At 65.4% G+C, this 5,054-nt stretch carries 6 protein-coding genes; 4 read left to right on the top strand and 2 right to left on the bottom strand.

Annotation, left to right across the window (positions count from 1 at the left end):
* Positions 1–10 precede the first annotated feature (10 nt).
* The 4 genes from QOH60_RS04755 to QOH60_RS04740 all read left to right on the top strand — a co-directional run bounded on the left by QOH60_RS04755 (position 11) and on the right by QOH60_RS04740 (position 3,354).
* Positions 11–139: an Ms4527A family Cys-rich leader peptide gene (locus QOH60_RS04755; protein ID WP_526417639.1), complete on the top strand. Its 129-nt coding sequence runs from the start codon at positions 11–13 to the stop codon at positions 137–139.
* 116 nt (positions 140–255) lie between these two features.
* The gene (locus QOH60_RS04750) at positions 256–1,923 is read left to right on the top strand and encodes a nitrite/sulfite reductase (RefSeq protein ID WP_526417637.1); all 1,668 of its coding nucleotides are present in this window, start codon (positions 256–258) and stop codon (positions 1,921–1,923) included.
* 28 nt (positions 1,924–1,951) lie between these two features.
* Positions 1,952–2,656 (top strand): phosphoadenylyl-sulfate reductase, encoded by a 705-nt coding sequence (locus QOH60_RS04745; protein WP_526417635.1) that lies wholly within the window; start codon positions 1,952–1,954, stop codon positions 2,654–2,656.
* Entirely contained in the window at positions 2,653–3,354 is a 702-nt protein-coding gene (locus QOH60_RS04740; RefSeq protein ID WP_526417633.1) for a sirohydrochlorin chelatase, read from the top strand. The genes QOH60_RS04745 and QOH60_RS04740 overlap by 4 nt, the downstream gene beginning before the upstream one ends.
* Positions 3,355–3,366: 12 nt before the next feature.
* Here QOH60_RS04740 and QOH60_RS04735 read toward each other — a convergent pair whose 3' ends face one another.
* Positions 3,367–4,428, bottom strand: coding sequence for a sulfate/molybdate ABC transporter ATP-binding protein (locus QOH60_RS04735; protein ID WP_526417631.1), 1,062 nt, complete (start codon positions 4,426–4,428; stop codon positions 3,367–3,369).
* 16 nt (positions 4,429–4,444) lie between these two features.
* Positions 4,445–5,054 (bottom strand): sulfate ABC transporter permease subunit (locus QOH60_RS04730; RefSeq protein ID WP_526417629.1); only part of this gene is annotated, 610 nt, incomplete at its 5' end.

Raw genomic sequence — 5,054 nt, 5'->3', positions numbered from 1 at the left:
TCGCCCGGTTATGGCAGTGGCGGGGGTCCGTGGCACAATTGACAGCGTGATTGCCGCCCGCTTCCCCCACCGCATCTCGCTGGTGGCTCGGCGGCACGTCGACTTCAAGCGCGTTTGTACCTGTTGTTGTCTGCCTTGATGCCGTAGACCCAAGGACCCAGCCCACCCCTTACTTTCAGCTGGCCGCCGGATCTGCGCCGCCGGACAGCCCCCGGTGACACGCGCGATCCGGCTCCACAAAGGAGCCAAAACACAATGACCACCGCCAAGCCGGTCAAACGTCCACGCGGCGAGGGCCAGTGGGCGCTCGGCTACCGCGAGCCGCTCAACCCGAACGAACAGTTCAAGAAGGACGACGACGCCCTCAACGTGCGGGCGCGCATCCTCGACATTTACTCCAAGCAGGGCTTCAACAGCATCGACAAGCAGGACCTGCGCGGCCGGATGCGCTGGATGGGTCTGTACACGCAGCGCGAGCAGGGTTACGACGGCACCTGGACCGGCGACGAGAACGCCGACATCCTCGAGGCCAAATACTTCATGATGCGGGTGCGCTGCGACGGCGGCGCGCTGACCACGGCCGCTCTGCGCACTCTTGGCGAGATCTCCACCGAGTTCGGCCGCGACACCGCCGACATCAGCGACCGCGAGAACGTGCAGTACCACTGGATCCGGATCGAGGACGTGCCCGAAATCTTCCAGCGCCTCGAAGCCGTCGGGCTGCAGACCACCGAGGCGTGTGGCGACTGCCCCCGCGTCGTGCTGGGTTCGCCGCTGGCCGGCGAGTCGCTCGACGAGGTCCTCGATCCGACGTGGGCGATCGACGAGATCGTCCGCCGCTACATCGGCAGCCCGGAGCTCTCCAATCTGCCGCGCAAGTTCAAGACCGCGATCTCGGGTCTGCAGGACGTCGCCCACGAGGTCAACGACGTCGCGTTCATCGGCGTCAACCACCCCGAGCACGGCCCGGGTCTTGACCTGTGGGTCGGTGGCGGCCTTTCGACGAACCCGATGCTGGCCCAGCGCGTCGGCGCCTGGATCCCGTTGGACGAGGTGCCCGATGTCTGGGAGGGCGTCACCTCGGTGTTCCGCGACTACGGCTACCGCAGGCTGCGGTCCAAGGCGAGGCTGAAGTTCCTGATCAAGGACTGGGGCATAGAAAAATTCCGCCAGGTTCTCGAGGACGAGTACCTGGGCCGCAAGCTCATCGACGGACCCGCACCGGAGCCCGTCAAGCACCCGATCGATCACGTCGGCATCCAGAAGCTCAAAAACGGGACGAACGCCGTTGGCGTCGCACCGATTGCGGGACGGGTTTCCGGCACCATCTTGTCCAAGGTCGCGGATCTCGCGGAGGCCGCCGGATCGAACCGCGTGCGCTTCACGCCGTATCAAAAGCTGGTCATCCTCGACATTGCCGATAAAAAGCTCGACGAGCTGGTCGCCGGTCTGGACGCGCTCGGGCTGCCATCACGGCCCTCCGCTTGGCGCAAGAACCTGATGGCCTGCACCGGGATCGAGTACTGCAAGCTGTCGTTCGCCGAGACCCGCAACCGGGCGCAGGTTCTGGTGCCCGAGCTGGAGAAGCGGCTCGACGACATCAACGCACAACTCGACGTGCCGATCACCGTCAACATCAACGGCTGCCCCAACTCGTGCGCCCGCATCCAGGTCGCCGACATCGGCTTCAAGGGCCAGATGATCGACGACGGTGACGGGCCGGTCGAGGGCTTCCAGGTGCATCTTGGCGGCAGCCTCGGCCTGGACAGTGGGTTCGGCCGCAAGTTGCGCCAGCACAAGGTGCTTTCCACCGAGCTGGGCGACTACATCGACCGGGTGGTTAGGAATTTCGTGAAACAACGCGAGCAGGGCGAGCGTTTCGCTACGTGGGCAGTACGAGCAGACGAGGCGGATTTGCGATGAGCGCTTGCGCGAAGAGCGGAGGACACCGATGACAGAAGTGATGACCGAGACAGAGCTTCGGCAGCTGGCAGAGCGCGGGGCGGCCGAACTCGACGGTGCCGGCGCTGACGAGCTTCTGCGCTGGACCGACCAGAACTTCGGCGGCAATTACATCGTGGCGTCCAACATGCAGGACGCGGTGCTTGTCGATCTCGCGGCGAAGGTCCGCCCCGGCGTCGACGTGCTGTTCCTGGACACCGGCTACCACTTCGTCGAGACGATCGGCACCCGTGACGCTGTCGAGGCCGTCTATGACATCAACGTCGTCAACGTCACCCCCGAGAACTCGGTTGCCAAGCAGGACGAGCTGTTCGGCAAGGACCTGTTCGCCCGCGAGCCCAACGAGTGCTGCCGGATGCGCAAGGTCGAGCCGCTTGGCAAGGCGCTACAGGGGTACTCGGCGTGGGTGACGGGTATCCGCCGCGTTGAGGCGCCGACGCGGGCCAACGCGCCACTGATCAGCTGGGACAAGGCGTTCAACCTGGTGAAGATCAACCCCATCGCCGCGTGGACCGACGAGGAGATGCAGGCCTATATCGACGGCAACGACGTGCTCGTCAATCCGCTTGTGTTCGAAGGCTATCCGTCGATCGGCTGCGCGCCGTGCACCGCGAAGCCCGTCGAGGGCGCCGATCCCCGCAGCGGTCGCTGGGCAGGCCTTTCGAAGACGGAATGCGGTCTGCACGCCTCGTGACACTTCTTTTGACGGCGCACGGCAGCGCCGATCCGCGATCGGCGGCATCGGCACACGAGGTGGCGCACACCATCCGCATGGTGCGACGCGATGTCGACGTGCGGGTGGCGTTCTGTGAGCAGAACACCCCCACTCTCCGCGATGTGCTCGCGGCATCTCCACGCGATGCAGTGGTGGTGCCGTTGCTTCTCGCGGATGCGTATCACGCCCGTGTCGACATCCCCACGATGATCGGCGAATCGGGTTCCGCTGCACGGCAAGCCGACGTTCTTGGCGAGGACGACAGGCTCGTTCACGTTCTGCGTCAGCGCCTCGCGCACGCCGGGGTGTCGCAACTCGATCCCGATGTGGGCGTTCTCGTCACCGCAGTGGGTTCTTCGCGGCCACAAGCCAATGCGCGAACGGCGTCGGTCGCCGACTACCTCGTGCAGAACACCCGTTGGACGGCGACCATCGCGTTCGCCACGGGACCCCAGCCTTCGCTCGCAGAGGCCGCCGATGGCCTGCGGGATCGCGGCGCCACCCGATTGGTCGTCGCACCCTGGTTCCTGGCGCACGGGCGGATCACCGATCGCGTCGCAAACTTCGCGCGCACCAACGGGATTGCGATGGCCGAACCGCTCGGACCGCACCGGCTGGTTGCCGACGCGGTGCTGGATCGTTTTGACGAGGCGGTCGCCGCCCGGATCGCAGCGTAACGCGGCAATCGCTTAGGCCTTCGTCAGCGCCTCATCATCATCGGCGTTGTCGGTCCTTGGGATTTCGGTGCCGCCGGGCAATGGCGGAACCCGGGTGGCACGCACGTACACCGTGTCGCCTTCCTTCAGCCCCAGCGCCTCGGCGTCGCCGCGGGTGATCTGCGCGGTGAACGGCGTGTGATCGGCCGCACTGGTCAGTTCCACGCGAACCTCGAAGCCCAGCACCACAATTCGGTCGATGGTCGCCCGCACGACGCCCGTGGCCTGGACAGAGTCGTCGTCATTGGCCGCGATCGCCATCTCGGGGTTGCGGCCAACGCGGATGTCGTGCGGTCGAACCAGCGAGCCGTTCAGCGACGACACCGCTCCAAGGAACGACATCACGAATGCGTTGGCGGGCGTGTCGTAGACGTCAGTCGGTGAGCCGACCTGCTCGATGCGGCCCTTGTTGAGCACCGCGATGCGGTCCGCGACGTCGAGGGCTTCTGCCTGATCGTGGGTGACCAGCACGGTGGTGACGTGCACCTCGTCATGGAGTCGACGCAGCCAGGCCCGCAGGTCCTCGCGGACCTTGGCGTCCAGCGCACCGAACGGCTCGTCAAGCAGCAGCACCTCGGGATCGACCGCCAACGCGCGCGCCAACGCCATGCGCTGGCGCTGGCCGCCGGAGAGTTGATTGGGGTAGCGGGTCTGAAACCCGGCGAGCCCAACCACTTCCAGAAGGTTGTCGACCTTCTCCTTGATCTCGGCCTTCGGCTTCTTGCGGATCTTCAGCCCGAAGGCGACATTGTCCCGCACCGTCAGATGCTTGAACGCCGCGTAATGCTGGAAGACGAAGCCGATACCGCGCCGCTGCGGCGGGATGTGCGTCACGTCGCGCCCGTTGATCGTGATTGTGCCGGTGTCGGGCAGGTCGAGTCCAGCGATGGCACGCAGCAGAGTGGACTTGCCCGATCCGCTGGGTCCCAGCAGCGCCGTGAGCGACCCGGACGGCACCACGAAGTCGACGTTGTCCAGCGCCGCGAAGTCGCCGTAGTGCTTGTTGGCGCCCCGCACGATTATTGCGTCGGTCATTTTCTCGCGTCTCTCCTTAGGCCTGCTTGCTCGCACGCGAGCGCCTGGCGTCGAGGACCACCTGAACGATCAGGACAATCACGGCGACCGTCATCAGCAGCGTGGAAACGGCGTATGCGCCGTATTCCGAGCCGCGGCTGTACCGGTCAGCCACCAACAATGTCAGGGTTTGTGACGTACCCGGCAGGTTGGACGACACCATGATGACCGCGCCGAACTCGCCGAGCGTGCGCGCGACCGTCAAGACGATGCCGTAGGTCAGGCCCCACCTGATCGACGGAAGAGTGACCCGCCAAAACGTCTGCCACCATTGCGATCCGAGTGTGGCGGCCGCCTCCTCCTGATCGGTGCCGATCTCATGCAGCACCGGCTCGACCTCGCGGATGACAAACGGCACGGTGACGAAGATGCTGGCCAACACGATGCCGGGGAATCCGAAGATGATCTTGAAGCCGAGGTTGTTCTCGACGAACCCGAAGAGCCCAGCCGAGCCCCATAGCAGGATCAGCGCGACACCGACCACCACAGGGGACACTGCGAACGGGAGGTCGATGACGGCCTGCAGTGCGCTCTTGCCGCGGAACCTGTTGCGCGCCAACACCAATGCCGTGGGTATGCCGAATAGG

Origin of the sequence: Mycobacterium sp. (assembly GCF_032159765.1) — a bacterium.
In the GTDB taxonomy this organism is placed as follows: domain Bacteria; phylum Actinomycetota; class Actinomycetes; order Mycobacteriales; family Mycobacteriaceae; genus Mycobacterium.
The sequence above is the reverse complement of the archived record's forward strand: the minus strand, read 5'-3'. Positions and strand labels throughout refer to the sequence as shown.

What these genes read in the sequence shown, in the direction of transcription:
- QOH60_RS04755 (WP_526417639.1), top strand. Translation starts at nt 11, where the DNA reads ATGGCAGTGGCGGGGGTCCGTGGCACAATTGACAGCGTGATTGCCGCC.
- QOH60_RS04750 (WP_526417637.1), top strand. Translation starts at nt 256, where the DNA reads ATGACCACCGCCAAGCCGGTCAAACGTCCACGCGGCGAGGGCCAGTGG.
- QOH60_RS04745 (WP_526417635.1), top strand. Translation starts at nt 1,952, where the DNA reads ATGACAGAAGTGATGACCGAGACAGAGCTTCGGCAGCTGGCAGAGCGC.
- QOH60_RS04735 (WP_526417631.1), bottom strand. Translation starts at nt 4,428, where the DNA reads ATGACCGACGCAATAATCGTGCGGGGCGCCAACAAGCACTACGGCGAC.